Source organism: Leptospira mayottensis 200901116, from assembly GCF_000306675.2.
GTDB classification, from domain to species: Bacteria; Spirochaetota; Leptospiria; order Leptospirales; family Leptospiraceae; genus Leptospira; species Leptospira mayottensis.
The window spans coordinates 3,161,660-3,179,843 of the sequence record NZ_CP024871.1; the positions used below are offsets into that span (position 1 = coordinate 3,161,660).

Annotated in this window: 13 protein-coding genes and 2 pseudogenes; 9 read left to right on the forward strand and 6 right to left on the reverse strand. The window is 38.3% G+C overall.

Annotated elements, in window-relative coordinates:
* The first annotated feature begins 318 nt into the window (after positions 1 to 318).
* Together LEP1GSC190_RS14435 and LEP1GSC190_RS14440 are read left to right on the forward strand one after the other, a co-directional pair.
* Entirely contained in the window at positions 319 to 2,949 is a 2,631-nt protein-coding gene (locus LEP1GSC190_RS14435; protein ID WP_002748725.1) for a [protein-PII] uridylyltransferase family protein, read from the forward strand.
* Positions 2,950 to 3,211: 262 nt separating this feature from the next.
* Positions 3,212 to 4,903, forward strand: a complete 1,692-nt coding sequence (locus LEP1GSC190_RS14440) for an acyl-CoA dehydrogenase family protein (RefSeq protein ID WP_002748877.1) — start codon at positions 3,212 to 3,214, stop codon at positions 4,901 to 4,903.
* Between the two features lie 708 nt (positions 4,904 to 5,611).
* Here LEP1GSC190_RS14440 and LEP1GSC190_RS14445 read toward each other — a convergent pair.
* Genes LEP1GSC190_RS14445 through LEP1GSC190_RS14455 form a run of 3 tightly spaced genes read right to left on the reverse strand, consistent with a single transcriptional unit; the run spans position 5,612 to position 7,023 of the window.
* Positions 5,612 to 6,157 carry a GyrI-like domain-containing protein gene (locus LEP1GSC190_RS14445; RefSeq protein ID WP_002748811.1) on the reverse strand — a complete coding sequence of 182 codons (546 nt, stop codon included), beginning with the start codon at positions 6,155 to 6,157 and terminating at the stop codon, positions 5,612 to 5,614.
* 6 nt (positions 6,158 to 6,163) lie between these two features.
* Complete coding sequence (locus LEP1GSC190_RS14450) at positions 6,164 to 6,670, reverse strand: hypothetical protein (RefSeq protein WP_002748902.1); 507 nt, start codon at positions 6,668 to 6,670, stop codon at positions 6,164 to 6,166.
* 2 nt (positions 6,671 to 6,672) lie between these two features.
* Entirely contained in the window at positions 6,673 to 7,023 is a 351-nt protein-coding gene (locus LEP1GSC190_RS14455) for a PadR family transcriptional regulator (RefSeq protein ID WP_002748893.1), read from the reverse strand.
* 277 nt (positions 7,024 to 7,300) lie between these two features.
* Here LEP1GSC190_RS14455 and LEP1GSC190_RS14460 point away from each other — a divergent pair, with 277 nt between their 5' ends.
* The 4 genes from LEP1GSC190_RS14460 (at position 7,301) to LEP1GSC190_RS14475 (ending at position 11,277) form a co-directional block, all read left to right on the forward strand.
* Positions 7,301 to 8,395, forward strand: a complete 1,095-nt coding sequence (locus LEP1GSC190_RS14460) for an IS110 family RNA-guided transposase (protein ID WP_002749747.1) — start codon at positions 7,301 to 7,303, stop codon at positions 8,393 to 8,395.
* A 588-nt stretch (positions 8,396 to 8,983) separates the two neighbouring features.
* Positions 8,984 to 9,811: an ankyrin repeat domain-containing protein gene (locus tag LEP1GSC190_RS14465; protein WP_002749744.1), complete on the forward strand. Its 828-nt coding sequence runs from the start codon at positions 8,984 to 8,986 to the stop codon at positions 9,809 to 9,811.
* An 8-nt stretch (positions 9,812 to 9,819) separates the two neighbouring features.
* Positions 9,820 to 10,506: a TetR/AcrR family transcriptional regulator gene (locus LEP1GSC190_RS14470; RefSeq protein WP_002749752.1), complete on the forward strand. Its 687-nt coding sequence runs from the start codon at positions 9,820 to 9,822 to the stop codon at positions 10,504 to 10,506.
* An 18-nt stretch (positions 10,507 to 10,524) separates the two neighbouring features.
* Positions 10,525 to 11,277, forward strand: coding sequence for a PPK2 family polyphosphate kinase (locus LEP1GSC190_RS14475; protein WP_002749745.1), 753 nt, complete (start codon positions 10,525 to 10,527; stop codon positions 11,275 to 11,277).
* Positions 11,278 to 11,818: 541 nt separating this feature from the next.
* Here LEP1GSC190_RS14475 and LEP1GSC190_RS21190 read toward each other — a convergent pair.
* Positions 11,819 to 12,060 (reverse strand): annotated as a pseudogene (locus LEP1GSC190_RS21190) (DUF1564 family protein); the annotation flags it as partial.
* Positions 12,061 to 12,514: 454 nt separating this feature from the next.
* Here LEP1GSC190_RS21190 and lsa25.6 point away from each other — a divergent pair.
* Complete coding sequence (gene lsa25.6 / locus LEP1GSC190_RS14480; RefSeq protein WP_002749742.1) at positions 12,515 to 13,210, forward strand: adhesin Lsa25.6; 696 nt, start codon at positions 12,515 to 12,517, stop codon at positions 13,208 to 13,210.
* Between the two features lie 849 nt (positions 13,211 to 14,059).
* Here lsa25.6 and LEP1GSC190_RS14490 read toward each other — a convergent pair.
* On the reverse strand, positions 14,060 to 15,181 hold the full coding sequence (locus LEP1GSC190_RS14490; RefSeq protein ID WP_081606760.1) for a lipoprotein LipL36: 1,122 nt from the start codon (positions 15,179 to 15,181) through the stop codon (positions 14,060 to 14,062).
* 364 nt (positions 15,182 to 15,545) lie between these two features.
* Here LEP1GSC190_RS14490 and LEP1GSC190_RS21195 point away from each other — a divergent pair.
* Positions 15,546 to 16,330 (forward strand): IS5 family transposase gene (locus LEP1GSC190_RS21195; protein WP_420844262.1). Its coding sequence is split into 2 segments (ribosomal slippage): positions 15,546 to 15,894 and positions 15,894 to 16,330, totalling 786 coding nucleotides; the frame shifts between segments, so codons are not numbered across the junction.
* A gap of 386 nt (positions 16,331 to 16,716) precedes the next feature.
* Positions 16,717 to 17,031 (forward strand): annotated as a pseudogene (locus LEP1GSC190_RS19895) (transposase); the annotation flags it as partial.
* Between the two features lie 25 nt (positions 17,032 to 17,056).
* On the opposite strand, the gene LEP1GSC190_RS14510 reads toward LEP1GSC190_RS19895, so the two are convergent.
* Complete coding sequence (locus LEP1GSC190_RS14510) at positions 17,057 to 18,109, reverse strand: IS481 family transposase (RefSeq protein WP_002745363.1); 1,053 nt, start codon at positions 18,107 to 18,109, stop codon at positions 17,057 to 17,059.
* Positions 18,110 to 18,184: the final 75 nt, after the last annotated feature.

Below are 18,184 nucleotides of genomic sequence, written 5' to 3' on the forward strand. Positions count from 1 at the left end.
TAAGGTTTTGGGGCAGACTATAAACTGGACAAAAAAACATATTCTTTGTGGCCAAAACATTATGTTGAGATAACGAGTGTTGAGTTTATGCGCGATCCAGTCGACAGGATTCATTTTTTACACCAAATTTACGTTAATTAGGTCTTTCCGGTAAATGTGATTGCAGATTTGTATATTATAGAAACCAAATATTCCTAATTAGAACTTTAAATAGAATATATTCAGATTTGGTTTTTTATTTAGAGCCACCTCTCGGGGAAAACTTTTAGTTTTCTGAGCGTTTGCACTTTCGTTTGTCTTTTTAAGACGGTTTATTATATGCCTTTACAATTGGATATCGCATACAGTTTTCAGAGACTCTTGGAAAAGAGCAAGAATGTCGGCGGCCGACTCGTATCCAGACAATTGACTCATATCGTAGATTCCTTTATTCTTTCCAAGTTTGAAAGTTCCAAAGTCGGATTAAAATCCAAAGACAAACTCTGCATCGTCGCGTTAGGAGGATACGGAAGGATGGAAATGGCTCCTCATTCCGATATCGACCTACTCTACCTACACAACGGAATCAAAGAACAAAGATTAGAATCAGTTATATCCAAAATCAACACATATCTCTATGACTCCGGAAAAGTAGTCGGGCATTCCTGTAGAACGATTAAGGAATGTTTTCGGTACTTGGACGATATGTCTTCTTATCACGCCTTTCTAGATGCTCGTTTTCTTACGGGATCTAAAACCTTATTCGAAAAGTTTAAAACTGATTTTCTGGAAAAACTTCCCGTAAAATGGACAAAACGTTACAACGAAATCAAAGAGGAGATTTTAACCTCCCGGTTTCTTAACGAAGAACGTCCCATTTTGTTAAGCGAACCGAATTTGAAAACGGACCTTTGCGGACTCCGGGACATCCAATATATGTTTTGGATGGAAAAATCCGTCCGAAATCTTCCTTCTATAGGAGGATTATCCATACTTCCGGTTTTTCAAAGAGGAGAAATACAACTTCTCCAAGAAGCTTACGATTTCATCCTACGGGTAAGAATCGCGATGCACATGCTCACTGCTCGAAAAACAGATCGTTTAGATCTTAGTCTTCAGCAAGAAGTTGCAGAATACCTAAGTTACGGAAAAAAAGAAGAGCTTTCTTCCGTTGAAAAATTCATGCATACCTTGTATCGCCACCAGAAAAACATCTACTTCATTATCCGTACTTATTTGGATTCCATTATCGAAAAAAGAAAAAATTCCAAAGGCGAAAGTTTCTCCTACGAAGATCTTCACTTTTTTAGGATCGGAGATACTGTTTTTCCACCCGTGATCGGAACATTATTCACAAACCCACATACGATCTATCGGGACATCATGCATTCTTTTAGAATGATTCAGGAAAAGAACGTGCAGATCTCCGGAACGTTGTTAAACGAATTTCGATTTGCGGCGAATTTTTTGGACGACGACTTTAAATATGCTTCCGAAGTAAACGAAGAATTCTTAAAAATTTTAAGAACCCCTTCTCAGAGAGGAAGGGTTTTAAAGTTGATGCACGAATCCGGAGTTTTAGGAGCAATTCTCCCCGAATTCGGAGCCTGTACCAATTTTCCTCTATTCAGCTACCATCATGAATTCACTGTAGACGAACATACATTATTGATTTTGCATGAACTCGACCTTCTGGATAAGGGAAAATTCGAAGACACCGAAGTTCAAAAGGCATATAAGGAATGTTCTAAGATTGAACTTTTGGCCCTTGCGATCCTACTTCACGATGCCGGAAAAGTAAAGGAAGGAGACCACTCCGAATATGGAGCCGAACTTGTAGTTTCCGTGGGAGACAGACTCGGACTCGACGAAGAAGACACGGATCTCTGCCGCTTTCTCGTGGAAAAACACACTCTTATGTCGGAGTTGAGTTCTAAAAGAGATATAGGAGATCCGAAACTAATCATGGATTTTGCGAGAATCGTGGGGAACCGAGAAAGATTAAGAAAACTTTATATTCTTACCGTAATCGACACGAAATCAGTAGGAACAGGGGTTCTTACCAACTGGAAGAGCTCGATACTAAACACTCTCTATCAAAATACGATTCCGTATTTCGCAAGCGACTCAAAGGATGATTTTGGGGAAACAGGTCCTACCCGAAGCATTCAGTTGGAGAATTTAAGGAGTTATCTCCTCGCCAAAGAAGATCTAGACGAAGACATCATCAAATCCATCGTCGCATTCGCGGATGAAGTACTACCCTCCTCGTATCTCAATACGGTATCCAATCGTAAAATATTAAGAAATTTTAAATCGATCGGAACACTTGTGCAAAACCCATCTTTTGGAATGAAATTCGAAACGGAACAAGATCCGGCCTTCGTAACGATCGACGTGGTAACTGCAAATCAACCCGAGATTCTCTTGGATTTATCCTGCACCGTTTCCTCCGAGGGTCTCAGTCTTTTAGGAATGAAAAGTTATACTTTCGGAGAATATTGGATCACGACGGTCCAACTGACGGATTCAACCGGGGGTGGAAATCTTCCGAACGAAAAATTAGATCGAATCGAAGCAAAACTAAAGTCAATTTCTTCCGGAAATTTGAAACGGGAAAGTATCGCCTTTGAAAGGACTGATTGGAATCCACGAAAGCCCACTCCGGAAAGTATAATCAATCGATCAGTTCTATTTTATAACGACGATCTTCCGGATGTAACCATCATGGAAGTAAGAATGCCAGACGTCGTAGGTCTGGTTTATAGAATTCTCCAAATCATTCTTTATCTGGATTTAAAAGTTCGTTATCTGAGAGTATCGACCAGCGCCGATTATGCATACGATTCTTTTTATCTTCAAACCTCCAACGGAGCCAAACTGGAAGATCCGAATTTACTTTTTACATTGCGGGAAAAAATTCTTACGATCCAATTCAGAGAACAGATTTTAAAAGAAACCCCTCTTTGAACGAAAATTCCCACTTTAGAAATTCGATTATAGTCTATCTGAAAAACTTTCCACTTTGTCCCGGAAGATAGATATACAATCCTGTTTAGTATTTCCGAAAAGTTGTAATCGAATCCGTTCTTGAATAAATACCCGAGTTTCTTTCCCTTTTTTCGCTCGCTTGAAAACGAAGGTGGACTTATACTTTCCAAAGAATTTCCTTTTAAAAGTCAAAGATAGAGTGATTCGCTTCTAAAAAAATTTAGCGAATTAGGAGAGAATGATGCAGTATCCTTTAAATCAAACCGCGAATCCAGGCCTTGCGCCTTTTGATATTTCGAATTATCGCGGCAATCGAGGAAAGAATTTTTACGAAGAGGACCGAGTATTACAGACACTTGTGGAAAAATATTCCAAAGATTATGATGTCCCACATAAGAAAGCGATGATCGAACATCTCTTAGGCTACGGTGCCTTAGTAGGAGGAGTTCTCGACGAACTCACGGAAGCTTCCCACAAAGAAGGAAAATACGGAGAAGTCATAAAATACGATCGAACGGGAAATCGAATCGATGCGGTGGTGTATTCTAACGAACAAAAACTTTCCAGGAAGATTTCCTATGACTATGGAATCGTTAATCTCAATTACCATTCCTCCTGGAAACACCCTTTCACTGACTTGCATCGTTACGCGCTTGCCTATCTTGCCAACCAAAACGGAGAAGGAGGAGTCACTTGCCCGCTTGCAATGACTGAAGGTATGATCAAAGTTTTAGAAGCGCTTGGAACTCCCGAACAAAAAGAAAAGTATCTATCTCTTGTCGCAGGAGAAAAAAGCGATTCTCATTTTATGGCGGGACAGTATGTGACCGAAAGAGTCGGTGGCTCCAACGTAAGTGCAAATCGAACGATCGCAAGGAAGCAGGAAAACGGTAAATGGATTCTTACCGGAGAAAAATGGTTCTGCTCCAATCCGGGAGATCTCTGGGTGACCACAGCAAGAGTTGAAGATACAAACACGATCGGAATGTTTTTAGTTCCGAGAATCAAAGATGACGGAACGTTAAACGGACATCATATTCTCCGCAAAAAAGACATTATCGGTTCCAGAGGAAAGCTTACCGTCGAAATCATTTATGACGGAGTCGAAGCAGAGGCTCTAGGAAGACCTACTCACGGAATCGCAAATCTTATGAAATATGTGATCGGAATTTCTAGATTGCACGTATCGCTTGCGGCTTCTGGAATTTCTAGAAGGGCTTGGATGGAGGCCTACGAATACGCAAAATTCAGAACCGCCTATGGAAGTAAAATATTAGAATTCCCTTCTTTACTGAAACAACTAAGCGATCAAAGACTCAAGCACACCGCAATGTTGACTTCCATCTTCAGACATTTCCATACCCCAGAACCATTAAAACTTGCAGGAGAAGTACTGGCTCCTCTTCTGAAGTATAAATGCTCCGCTACTTCCACTGAGATTACATACAATTCAATCCTCGTATTGGGCGGTAACGGAATTGTGGGAGATTTCTCCGTACTTCCCAGATTACACAACGATTCCATCATTAATGAGACATGGGAAGGGACACATTTACTGTTAAGCGAACACGTCCTTCGCGGATTTAAAAGAGAAAAGGTGGCAAAAGCGTTCTTCAGATACGTGGAAGAGATAACGGATTCAAAAGCCGCGGAAACGATTCGAAAAAAATCGACACTTTTACAAGAATTGCTGAACAATTCAAGTTCAGAAGAATTGGATCTGAACCGGATTTACATCGCGGATTTGGCTTTTGAAACGTTCGCTTTAGCGGCACTATCAGACGTTTCCGGTAAAAACTCTTCAAGTCTTCAAAAGGATATGTCCACGTATCGAGACGGTTACCTGGATTTGATAAATTCTCCTCACTCGTTTTCAAAAGTAGGGAGTTTTTCAGGAAACGCCGAACGTCTCAAATCGGTGATTCATTTCTAAAAAGAATTTTAGAATTTGCTCATAAACTTAGGCCATAGCAGTCCGTGCGATTCTAAAAAATCCACGGATCCGTTTCTCGATTTTTTATGGCTTGCTCCAACCGTATAGCCCTTCGTTGCATTCCGATAAAAAATTCAACAGATCCCTCTCTAAACTCTATGCATTCCTTCTAATATAACTTAACTTTTCGTAGAGGATCGAAATCGGTTGTTCAAATGTGGAAATTACCGCAAATCACGATTTTACGAACAAATTTTACAATTGTAGGAACTCCTACTTTTAGAAAATTCTTTCTCATTTTCTTATCGAACTCACGTTAATTTAACCTGAGCCGGCATAACAAATACGAAAGGGATTGTAGTGGAAATTCCGAAAGAATTTGAACGAAAAAACTTAATGAAACGCTTTTTAAGAAAGCGTTTCAAATTGCGAGCCATTTCAACTATGAAATTTGCGAACGATTCACCCAAACTTTTTCTACAAACCCACATTAAATTACAAAAGTTCTTCGATCTTTTAAGCGATATAAAATCAAGATTCATCAATCGAGATTACAGCAATTCCCGCATTTTACAAAATGTACCAGTAAACGAAACGCCAGAATCATGATCTTTTTCCCATTTGTCATCTTATCCGCTTCAATCGACAATATCGAAAAGAACGCGACTTACGTTTAAAAAAGTAAAGACCTCGTTTTCGTAGAAATTTTCAATCTATAGGAAGTAGATACGTTGTCTTGTGTTCCGTGAGAGGTTCGTAAATTTCCATTGATGCCCTCCCTTTTAGATCACAACCTCTTTCCTCGCAGGCTCTAAAAAGTTTCGGATAAACTTTGTAGATTCCGAGAAAGATGGAAAGAAAATTTTTCAAAGGAAATTCCGCAAAGATATATTTTCGAGAAGGAATGGTTCTTGTTTTAAGATCCAAAGAAAGTCCTTCGGGAACTTTTGACAATGGCTCCGCAAAAAGCGCACCTACTTCACATCGTAACTTTTCCTTCGGAACGTCATTTGGATTATCCAAATAAATGGAGAACAATTTAAAATCACGGATTCCTTTTTCGGGTAACTCCTTTTGAAGCACTTCAAAAATAAGACCTACGTTTCTATAATCACCAACTCTTTCATGAGAAAGAACGTAAAAAGGTCCTTTCGTTTCTTCTTGAATCCGAACTTGATCGAACGCACCCATGTAAAACAAAAAAACAACAAGCAACAATCCCAAAACTAAAATACTCAGCGCGAAAATTTTCATAAACCCTCAAAGAATTAAAATTAGAAAAAAAGGAACTATCAAACTCATATTTATATAGAACATGTAAGAGTATCTCTTAAAAATGGATCGTTTCTTTTTAAAAAGAAGTAGATCTTGGACAAGCAGGATTCCTGCAAGAAATAATAAGAAAAGAAGAAGGAATTCCGCGGAATCGTTTCTTTTGTAGGGAAAATCATGAAAGAATTTTAACCATCCCGAGCCCCTTACGAACAAACTTGCAAAAATCATAACTAAAAATAAATTCCACGGAATCAGTATCATGAGCCCAAAAGCAGAGCGATGATCGTATTCCCATAAAAGTCGAAACGATCTTATCTCACTGGATATTCTCTCCTGTAAACCTGAAGCCAAAATATCAAATAAATAGAATATTCGAAAAGATCCCTCCCGATAAGAATCCTCTAAATGAATCTGAAGGGCATCCTTCATTTTTTTAGAATGAGAAGCAGGATACACAACTTGAATGAGGATTTGAAAATATCGAAAAATCATTTTTAATTTCCTAAAAGCTTCAACTTTTTCGCTTTTTTTAAGGCTACTTCTAACTTTTTAAGTTCATAAACGAGTATTTCTTTTCCATCGGAAGTGATCTCGTAGTAAAGCCTTCTTGGATCATCATTTTCCAGCATTTTTCTCTTCGAATATCGAATCCAACCAAAACCGCGAATCGACTCCAAGGTTCTATACAAAGTTCCAGGTCCAAGGCGAAAACTTCCTTCCGAAGAAGTCTCTATCGATTTTCCAATTCCATATCCGTGTTGTGGTCCCTCCGCTAAAGAAAGGAGAATATGAAACATTGCAGGAGTAATCCCTTTTGCTTCAACGGATTCCTCTTTGGTTGTCATATATCCATTATAGATATATCTAACTCGGACTCAAGCATTTTTCAAAAGGAATTCCGCTATCGTTCTCTATTTGCAACGAAAGCTTCTTAAGCGACCCTTCAAAAAATAGATGCTTATATATAATAGATTACCGTGAATTTTGAAACGAATTCCCGTTTAAAGGTAAAATTTTGAACAAATTTTATTTAAGACAAAATGGCGCCCCTTCTGGGCTTGAAAAGCGTGGGTTAGATGCAAGCATATACCACAAAACAAGAAAACCAACAGAAGGAACGTAATGAAAAGAAAAGTATATGTAGGAATGGATGTCCACAAAGAAACGAACAGAATTGCGAATTTAACGAGCAATACAAAGGAAATAGTAAAAGAACAGCAGATAAAACATAATGAGGTTCAGATCAAAAAGTTCGTCAATAAACTAAAATCAGAATGGAACGAGATACATAGTTGTTACGAGGCGGGAGTAACCGGTTATCCACTTTACAGATATCTAAAGTCTTTGGGAGTGAACTGTATCCTTGTAGCACCCGGAAAGATACCAAGACAAAGTTCGGATAAGATCAAAACGGATAAGAGAGACGCGATCAAATTAGCAAAATTATTACGAAGTGGAGAATTAGAATCGATTCATGTACCGAGTGAAGAGGACGAAGCGGTAAGGGATTATCTAAGATCCCGTGACAGCCTTCGTTTGGATTTAGGAAGGAATCGTCAGAGGTTGATGAAATTCTTATTAAGAAAGGGTATAACTTATTCAAAAACAAAGTATTGGACAGTGAGTCATAACAAATGGTTGAACACTCTACAGTTTAACAATGAGATCCTTCAAGAGACATTTAACGACTATTATAGTCGGGTAAGAGTTCAAGAAGAGAATTTAAAAGCGATGGATAAGAGGATACAAGAGATAGCGGAAAGTGAACCGTATCGAGAGAAAGTAGGAATATTAAGATGTTTCCGAGGAGTGGATTATCTAACCGCAATGTTTTTACTTTGTGAGGTTTGTGACTTCAAACGATTCAAAACAGCCGGTTCGTTCATGAGTTTTTTAGGACTTGTTCCGGGAGAATATTCCAGCGGTTCCAAAAGAAAACAAACAGGGATAACAAAAACTGGAAGTCCCAGACTTCGAAGAATATTGACAGAAGCAGCTTGGCAACATCGTTTCCCTGGAACAGGAAGTAAGATTGTAACCGCACGTAGATCGGGACAACCTGCGTTAGTTGTTGCTTTGGCGGAAAAAGCATCTCTCAGATTACACAAGAAGTTTCGTAATCTACAGCAAAGAGGAAAAACTCCTCAGGTAATAATAACGGCAGTTTCAAGAGAGTTATCCGGATTTCTTTGGGCGGCGATGAATCTGGTTGCATAGAGTTAGAGTAATGTTTCATCCAATAATTGAATTCGTTAGAGAAGATGTACGATAAAGGAGGAATACTTGTTGGCTCAGTGTTGAAGCAAATTTGAATTTCAAATTTGACCTTCGTTTTAAGACTAAGAACAGCTCCCGATGTATAGATTATCCTGCGGTATCCAACCCGCGAATATCAGTCTGATCAATCGTCGCGAATGCTTTTCTCTAACGAGTTAAATTATTGGGTGATTAAAAAAAAATGCGAAAAAATATTTACGGCTCCGGATGGGGGCGCCATATCAGAGCCCGTCTCAAAATCTCAAAAGAAATTGTAGTAGTTTCCACATTTTGTGAAACTCAAGCGTCTCGCTTTCTATTAGCGCTCGACGGATTTGGCAAGTCTTAGTCGAGTATTCTGTATAACAAATGCGAAAGCAATTGAGACACTTTATCTTTCTTGCTTCAAATTGCAGATCGCACACGATGAAAGTCAAAAGCGTCTTTTGTACGGCGATACAAGAATAAATTTAAACGCGTTCATTTTTTAGATTGCAAACAAAACGTATTCGATTTAATATTTGAATATGTTCAATTTTGGAGCTAACTATGAAACGGATTATTTTTTGGACAGTATTATTTGGAATCACCATTTCGACTTCGGCAAATTCCCGGGCCGATTTCTTCGAGAACATACGTACAGGCGATCTGATACAGGTGGAAAAGATGCTTTCTTTGGAACCTGAGTTACTGGATCAAAAAGATAGCAGAGGTAGAAGTGCGGTCTTTTTTGCGATTGAAAGCGGAAACACAAATATGTTGAAATTTATTTTATCCAAGATAAACGAATCTGAAATGGATCCGACTCCCGATAATGCCGGGGACTATCCCATCCACTTTGCCGCTCAAATTCCGGACAGTAGGATTATGGAATTGTATTACTCCCGATATCCTTATGCGGATTATGCGAATCGTAACGGCGAAAATGCGTTAGATGTCGCTTCGCGCTATAAAAATACCGCAGTCGTTTCTTTCTTGGCGGCTCAGGGTATTGAACATTCTAAAATGAACTCCGGCCCTTACACGATCGGTCTTTATTTCGGATATTTGATCATCGGCATTCTAATGACAATCTGGGTCGCAAGGACGCTTTTTAATAACGGAAGAATCTTTCTTGTAAAAATGTTCAGCGGAGAAGAAAAACTCGCGGATTCCGTGAACCATCTTCTGATCGTAGGATTTTATCTGATCAATATCGGTTACATAAGCCTTTCCTTGACTTCCAGTCAAAAACCTTTGGATCTAGCGGAATGTATCGAAATTTTGACTAGAAAAGTCGGAATCGTTCTTTTGATCTTAGGAGCAATGCATTTTTTCAATCTATTTTTGTTTGCAAAATTTAGAAAAAAAATCTCCAATACCTTCGGAGAAACCTAAGCCCCGGCATGATTCGGAAAAAGACCAAGGCACATAAAGAGACCGGGAAATCACAACAAACCAGGTCTCTTCTTTTTAAAACCGCAATTTTATTGTTTCAAAAGGAAGGTTATGACAAAACTACGATGCGAATCGTCGCCCAAAAGGTCGGCCTCTCTGTGGGAGCCTCTTACTATCACTTCAAAACGAAGGAGGAAATAGTTCTCGAGTTTTACAGAACAACTCAAGAAGAAGCAAATATTCAAAATATTGAATTTTCTAAAACCGATTTCGACCTCAAAGCGAGAGTGAAAAATATAATTCGATTCAAACTCGAGCAATTTAGGGGTTACGAAAAATTTTTACACGTCCTTTCACGAAACGGAGGGGACCCGAACCACCCTCTTTCCCCGTTTAGCGAGGAAACGCGACAAATTCGGGAAGATGCGATTTCTCTTTTTAGAGACGCAATTTCAGGTTCGAACAATTCTTTTTCTTCCGATTTAAAACAGGACCTTCCTTTTTTATTTTGGCTTTTTCAACTCGGAGTCATATACGTTTGGCTTTTCGACCAATCCTTCCATAAAAGAAAAACCGAACTTTTAATCGATAAAGGATTGGATCTCATATTCCAACTTTTGAAACTTTCCTCGTTGCCCATTTTTCGATCCGTCCGTAAGTCCGCGTTATCTATAATAGATTTATTCAAAAAATAATCATAAGGAAACCATAATATGCGTCTAAAGGAAATAGACACTCTTCCGCCGAAAAATAAAATCAAAGAAAAGACTCTTCAAAAAACGGAGAAATACATTCGAAACCTTTCTCATCTTCAGGAAAAATTATATGCTCAGAAAAAATACTCGATTCTCGTTCTTCTGCAAGGAGTAGATACATCAGGCAAAGATGGAACGATAAAACACGTTTTTGGGGGAATCAATCCCCAAGGTTGTTATGTTAAATCCTGGGCAAAGCCGAATTCCGAAGAAACACAATTCGATTTCCTCTGGAGAATTCATAAATTTGTTCCTCCAAAAGGTATGATCTACATTCACAATCGTTCTCATTATGAGGACGTATTAATGCCTAACATCCAGAGCAAACTTTCAGTCAAAAGAATCAAAGAAAGAATGAAATCGATTCGGGATTTTGAGGAGCATCTTTCCAGAGAAAACAAAACCGTTATTCTAAAATTTTTCCTACATATTTCCAAAAAAGAACAGCGAGAAAGAATTCAAGAAAGGCTTTATAATCCAAATAAAAATTGGAAATACGATCCGTCCGATCAAACCACTCAGGATCGTTGGGAGGATTATCAATCTGCTTATGAAATGATCTTGAATGATAAAAATCAAATTAAGGAATGGAACCTAATTCCCTCAGATAAAAAGTGGTTCCGGAACTATCAAGTCGCAAAAATTCTTTGTAAGGAACTAAAAAAAGTCGTCTCCCTTAAAAACGATCAAGATCACATGCAACACCGATAAGGATCGGAATATTTTACTAATATTAATAAATAAGAATATTAATAAAATATAAATACTACTGTTATTAAAACTCCTCAAGTCAAGCCGAGATAAATTCAAAATCAGCTTTTATATTTTTTAGGGTAGAACTTTAGGGCGTATCCTAAAGCGAATCATCAACTTAGAGTCTGTTTTACTAAATCCTGACTATAATATATCGTGAATTTTGATACAAAGCCGCTTTTAAAATTTGGAATTCCCGACATCTATTATATATGGCACTTAGTAATCCCAACAGAAATTGAACAACGAAGTCATTTAAAATCCAACCACTCAAATCTGCGGGAGCTTCCCCGCGTTTTGTTACGAACTTACTGAATGACTGTAACTGATTTATTCTAAGATTTTAAGTGAGGGTTTTTAGTAAGATTGATTCATCGATTTATAATCGGAAAAAATTTCATTTTAAATTTGCTCTAAACATCAAAATACGTGGAAGAATCTTTAAAAATTCATATTTTGTTATAGGCACCGATCTTCTTTCTCCTTTATTTCTACGACATTCGTTTCCCGGACTGGGTTGATATAGGTTCGTCCGGATTTTTTACCTGAGATGTTTTCAGGCAGAAAAAAACTTTCCATACGCTTTCAAAAATCGAAGATTTTTTTTGGAAAAAATTTCAAATCTTTTTCGAAAAAAACAAAACCAGGTGCCTTTCGGAATTAGAAGGTGACCGTTTCGGAGCGACCTTCTTGAAGAATCGAACCGATTTTACGATTGGAATTGAGTCCGAATACGGTTATGAAACGGATTCAATTTTTTTGAAAATTTTACCCAGGCAGAAAAGAAAAATTTTCAAAAAATAAAGAAGAGAATAAACCCAAAATGCCGTGCGCCAAAGAGATAATTTGATAAATCATAGAAAAGAAATCCTACATATTTTAACATGAGTTTGATATAATAAGATTAAAAAACTTTTTTAAAAGTAGGAGTCTCTACATTTGGTGGCATACTTCCAAAATAATCGATTCATATAAATCTTATGAACCTCTGCAAATAACAAAGTCCCAAAACTCCGTGCTTAAAATCAAAAGCATCAACTACTCTCATTTTTTATAAAAACTGCAAATTTCTATAAACAGATAGCTCCGGATTTCTTTGAACCGAGCCTACCATTTTATAGTAAACTCCAAGTTAATTGTTATTTTTTTATTTTATATAGACGGCTAATATTTAGCCTGGTGTAAGGAGTTCAAAATGAAATTCAGTATAATCAGAAATTTGAATTTAGTACTTGTCCTACTCGCTTTATCCGCTTGTAAAGACGACAGGATCAAAATAAGCGACTTAGGTGTAATTGACAAAGATAAGAAAAATCAAACCGCCTTCGTTCTTCAGCCCGAAAAGCTACTCGTGATGGTGCGGACGGATTCGGACTTAGACGGTAAGACGGATCTTTGGACCTGGGTCCGAGGAGATGATAAGGATCCAAAAGCAAGCCTTGTCTTTTTTGAGGAACTCATCCGAAAGGGAAACCACAGTCGGACTTGGTACGGTCCGGGCAACAGAAAATTAATCGAACAAAACGATTGGGATGAGGATGGTCGTTGGGAGTCGATGGTTTATTACAACGCATCCGCCATTCCCAAGGAAACGATGCGGATTGTAGCACATGTGGAAGTAGATCTTTATGGAAAAGGTAAACCAAGTTTATGGATTTTTCCGGAAACTCGGATGGAGTTAGATTCAAACGAGGATGGAAAACCGGATCAAATATTGACCAACCAAGATCGTATGTTGGAAAATTTCGCAAAACTCCAAAAGGGAAAAGAAATCTCAAAAAAGGATTTTAGTCCGATGTCGGCGAGTAGTTCTTGGGTTTTAAATCCGAAACAAATCGCAAATCCTCGTTATCAAGCGTTGATTAGCCAAAGCCTTTTTCCAGTAAATTAAAGTTGAATAACGTGAGTTCATGTAAGAAAGTATTTGAATCAATCCGACAAAAAACAGGATCACGTTTTCAGTTCTTATCAATAAATAGAAATCAAATACATTCTAATTGTCTAAAATAAATTTAGAAGGGGGAAAAGTCCCCCTGAGCGGAGCCAAAGTCTCCGCTCACCCCCTTACCGGGCTATTTTTTTGTCTTCGAAGGCCCGGACCCAAAACTCGATCCATAGAGGGTGTTTTGCCTGAGTTTGAACACGACTTGCAGACGAGACCATAGACGATGCATTGAATTTAAGGAAAAAAGAAAGTGCTTCGGAGAGTTCAGAAAGCTGCAATATTGCACTTCCCTATATCCAAAATGCTGAAAAAGGCGAATCCCATTGGAATAATCTACATTAGAGAATTACAATGTGATTGATTCGTATTTCTTAAAAATATCGTTTTGCCATTCTGTTTACTAAAACCTATCTCAAAAATACTTTACAGCGCGTCCCGAAACTGCCTTCTAGCGTGGGAGGTATTACCGCGACATTGTCATCGGTTCTCTGAATGTGGGAACTCTTACGCTTTATTATAGATTTACTGAAGAGTTATAACTGATTTCTTTTCAGACTTTGGGACAAACTCTAAGACACCTTTGAAATAGGTTTCATCTAGAAATGAGTGAAACCAAATCCCTCTACCGAAATCGCTGAAGACGACTTTATATACGATATGATAAAAATTTAAAATGGTTAAAGTTCGAAGAGAATCATTTGCAGAATGAGAAAAATTTTCAAAAATCTATTTTTCAAAAAAAGACCGCACAAAAAAGTGCGGTCTTTCCTAATTTACATGAATTCCAAAAAAGAATTAGTTTTTAGGATAGGTTGCGGGGCAAGTTCCAATATTTTTTACGTTTGTTTCAGTTCCGACAGTAGTTTTGTTACCTGCGGCTTCTTCATCAAAATCACCGTATTTACATTGAAGTTGAGTCAAAAGAACTTCCTTTACAGTTGCTGCTTGAGCAGTAGTAATAACGCTGTCTAATAAATTGCCTGTTATTGCCCCAAAAAACATATTATTACTATTATCTAAGATGGAAAAAGCAATATTTTGAACCGCTTCACTTTCCTTAGATAAAATATCCTTAGCACAAGCACGATTTCCGCTAAGTAGGGCTCCTCCAAATGAAACTAAAGCCGCTCCCGATTTACCTGCAGTTGTCAATTCAGTAACATTGATCAAACGCCCCGCAGCGATAGCCTCTGCAGTCCATTTAGTATTAAATGCAGGAACCGCAGCGTTTTTTTGCCAAAAAGTAAGATTGGTTGCCATATCGGTTGCAACCGATCCTGTAATGGTCGAAAAAGTTGCAGTCTTTAATTGAAGAAGACGTCTTTCTTTTGCTTGTTCGGAAGAACATGCGTAAACGGTTTTTCCGAAATATTCAGGGTTAGGGTCTACGCTCACGGAACTTCCACCGAAAGTTAAAGGATTTAGGTTCCAAAGAGTCTGGAAAGGACCGCCTGCTAATAGAGTTACACAATTACCAGCGTCGGCTGCAAGAGCTTGCTGTACTCTAAGAACTGTTGCACTATCAGTCAGGGCTTGCAATGTAGTATTTACTGCTGCACAATTGGAGCCACTGTCAGTTGCCTTAGTTTTAGCCGCCTGGTAGGATGCTTGAACGGAAGCTACGACTGCGTCCGGATTATTTACAATAAAAGCAGCATTGAAAGTAGAACCACAGGCAGCTTTCGGCTTTGTAGTTCCAGTTGCTGTATAAGTAGGTTTTCCGTCTCCGGCTCCTGCAGCGCCAGAATGTGCAGCATCGTCTTTAGTTATAGTCACACAGTTACCGCTAGTTTGATCCACTAAATACAATAACGCTAGTGTGATCGCATCGTCATCGTTGTTTTCGCTTTTTTTACAAGCCGAAAGTGCAACTGTTAAAGCAGCCACTGCGGCAAATTTCATTACATTTTTCTTCATAAAGAAAAAACCTCTTGTGATTTTTGAGTGATTCTTGAATCACTATCTAAGTCATAATATTCTTTTTATAAGGCAATTTCGGTCAAATACTATACAGAAAAATGAAATTTTTGAGATCATCTTTTTATAAAAATTAAGGATAGGTTGACACTCTAATTTTCATAATTTTTAATTCAAAATATAACATGAAATCATTTTTATTGAATATAAAATTATTGTGGCTTTAATATTCTCACTTTTCGTTTCAGAGAATTGAAATCTTGATATTTCTACATTTAATTAGAGGTTATCTCAAAAACCGTCATCCGTGTAGTCAGACTTAAAATTTCTTGTACTTAAACTATAAATAATATAATTGATCGTTATGAGCCGATTAGGTGACTTAACGAACGAACAATGGGATTTGCTTTGCGATTTACTTGTAGAACCCGAAGCAAGAGATGACGGTAAAGGTCGTCCGCGTGTAAATTCAAGATCAATTTTGGACGGTATATTATGGATTCTTCGCACTGGTGCTCCGTGGATAGACCTACCTGATAGATATCCCGCATATCAAACATGCCATCGAAGATTTCAAGAATGGCGCAAAAATGGAACCCTGGATAAAATTTTAGAAGCGCTTCTTCATGACTTAGAAATAAGAGGCAAGATGGATTTAAGTACGTGTTTCATTGACGGGACTTTTGTTCCTGGAAAAAAAGGGGCCTACGTATTGGCAAAACTAAACGGGGAAAGGGTACAAAAGTCATGGTTATCGTCGACAAAAATGGTATTCCTATCTCCGCCGGGATTGAAAGTGCTTCGCCGCATGAAAGTAAGCTCGCGGAAGGTGCAATCATCCGCAAAAAAGTCAAAGGCAAAATCAAAGATTTAGTCGGAGATCGTGCTTACGATTCTGATCCTTTAGATGAATATCTTAAAAAGAAATATAAAGTAAATTTGATCGCTCCACACAAATCAAATCGAAAAAAGAAAAAGACACAGGATGGACGTAAGTTGCGGAAATATCGTGAAAGATGGAAAATTGAACGAACTTTTTCTTGGCTACAGAACTTCAGAAGATTTGCAACTCGATACGAACGAAACGATCAAAACTTTTATGGAATTCTGATACTCGCATGTATCATGATCGTTATTAGGAGTTTTTGAGATAACCTCTAGTAATTAGTTTCTAGATGCCAGTGGATAATGTAGCATGTATCGTCCTAGAAAAAGTTGTCAGAAACAGACAGGTGCCATAATAACGATCAAACGTTACAGCGAAGCGTTCAAGAGAAAAGTGATCCAGAAAATAAGGATGGCCCATATAACAGACCCAGGCGATGAGAAACTACGGTACACAAATTTCAGTGAGGATCCGAGGCTGTGGTGCATGGCAAGAATCATCTGATGAGTAAAGTAGTGAGAGTGGAAACAGAGAATGAATTGAACCTTCTCAAAGAGACAGAGAAAGAACTTGAGAACTTGAAAAAGCGTTATCGAATGTGACGATAGAGAATGTTCTTTACAAGAGTTTAGTCCAGGTTACGGAGATAGATTTAAAGAATCGCGGAGTTGAAGATATCTTAATCGCCTGCGCTGACGGGTTAAAAGGATTTCCGGATACGATCATATCAGTTTTTCCTAATGCACAAGTTCAACTTTGTATCGTTCATATGGTAAGGAATTGTTTGAAATGGGTTTCTTACAAACAGAAGAAAGAGTTGATGATTGATTTAAAGGCTATCTACAAATCTCCGTCGGCAGAGATTGCTAAGAAAAGCCTTGATGATTTTTCAACCAAATGGGACAGTCAATATCCGATGATCAGCAAGTCCTGGAGATACAATTGGTGTACAGTAACAGTATTCGCCTGACACTTCTGAAAGAAATTGACTAATCTTCTGAACTAGGCTCCTCGTCCTCTTCGACTTTAATTCCTTCGAAAAATACTTGAAATGGAGTTCTTCCGTTCATGTTTCTTCCTTGATGGACTCTCTTGTAATTGTATTCCTCAAAGAAGATTTCCAGATCGATTTGCATTTCTTCAATCGCCTCGTAGAATTTGGTTCTACCAGCAATTCTGAAATGCTCGTCGAGCAAAGTTCGATGAAGTCGTTCAACGTATCCATTGCTCTGGGGTCTTCGCACTTTAGTAGTCCGATGTTCGATCTCTTCTAATTGAAGAAAGAGTTCGAACGGATGTTGATCTTCTCTTCCACAATACTCACGACCATTATCGGTAAGAACGGTCATAACTTTAACGTTATGTTCTTCGAAGAATGGAAGGACGTCGTTGTTGAGAGTTTGCACAGCGGTAACAGGAATCTTCGTATTAAAAAGCCTTCCCCAAGCGAATCGACTGTGACAATCGATTACGGTTTGCAAATAGACTCTTCCAACTCCCTTTAAGGAACCGACCATGAACGTGTCCATAGAGACCAATTCTCCGGTAGAATCGGCATGTATGTGCCTTTCTCTGTATTCTGGATCGAATCTTTCAAGGAGTTTAATCTGATCCTCGGTGAGAGGGATGATTTGATCTTTGTGATGTTCTTCAAGTCTGAGAAGCCTTTGATGTTTGGTTACAAGTTTATTCCTCGCCCAAACTCCTCTGACTCCTCCTGAGCTTACTTTGATTCCCTTGAGGCTGAGTTGTTGTGCGACTTTTAAACAACCGTGGGTAGGACGTTGTAGAGAATATTCTAAAACTTCTTTCTCGATTTCTTCGCTGACTCTGTTCGGATGAGGTCCGTTTGCTCCAGGCATTCGATCCAAAAGTCCTTCTGCTCCGTAAGTTTGAAAGTTTCTTCGGATCTCGTAGAACTGCTGACGGGAATATCCCATGATTTTGCAGGCCTTACTTACATTTTCTAATTCGTTAGCAAGTTCTAATAAATTTAGCTTTCTTCTCGTAGCTTTTGTCGTCGCATTGGCGTTGGTGGTCATCGGTTTCTCCTGAGTTTAAATAATTTGTGGTAAAATCATTTTTACTTTCAGAAGAAATCGGGACCACTGATTTTT